This is a genomic window from Streptomyces sp. B1866, from assembly GCF_031932565.1.
Classification (GTDB): domain Bacteria; phylum Actinomycetota; class Actinomycetes; order Streptomycetales; family Streptomycetaceae; genus Streptomyces.
Genome location: NZ_JAVSCF010000572.1, coordinates 1 through 727, shown reverse-complemented (window position 1 = coordinate 727; position 727 = coordinate 1). Strand labels below are relative to the sequence as shown.

Below are 727 nucleotides of genomic sequence, written 5' to 3'. Positions count from 1 at the left end.
GGCCGACGCCACCGGCATGACCGGCGACCTCGGCGAGGCCGAACTCGCCCGGCTGGAGCGCATGGGCGTCGGCGCGCTGCCCGCCGAACTCGGGCTGAAGCTCTTCGACGACGCCCTCGCACTGGACGCGGCGCTGCTCGTGCCGGTGCGGCTGGACCTGGCCGCCCTGCGGACGCAGGCGCGCGCGGGCCTGCTGCCCGCGCTGCTGCGCGGCCTGGTGCGGGTCCCGGCGCGGCGCGCCCAGACGGGCGGGTCGCTGGCGCAGCGGCTCGCCGGAGTGGCCGAGGCGGACCGGGAGCGCGTGGTCCTGGAGCTGGTGCAGGCGCAGGTGGCGGCCGTCCTCGGACACGCCTCCGCCGCCGCGATCGGCGCCGAACGGTCCTTCAAGGACCTCGGGTTCGACTCGCTCAGCGCCGTCGAACTGCGCAACCGGCTGACCCAGGCGACCGACGTGCGGCTGCCCGCCACCCTCATCTTCGACCACCCGAACCCGGCCGGCGTCGCCCGGCTGATCCTCACCGAGGTCGGCGCGGTCGCGGAGACCGCCCGGCCCGCGGCCCGGCCGCGGCGGCGGGCGGACGCCGACGAGCCGCTGGCGATCGTCGGCATGAGCTGCCGCTACCCCGGCGGGGTGACCTCGCCCGAGGACCTGTGGGAGCTGGTGGCCTCGGGCCGCGACGCGATATCGGGCCTGCCGTCGGACCGCGGCTGGGACCTGGAGCGGCTG

Annotated in this window: 1 protein-coding gene; it reads left to right on the top strand. The window is 77.7% G+C overall.

The features are described 5' to 3' along the window. Nucleotides 1-16 precede the first annotated feature (16 nt). Nucleotides 17-727: phosphopantetheine-binding protein (locus RKE29_RS30245; RefSeq protein ID WP_312008895.1), on the top strand; the 711-nt coding region annotated here is incomplete at its 3' end.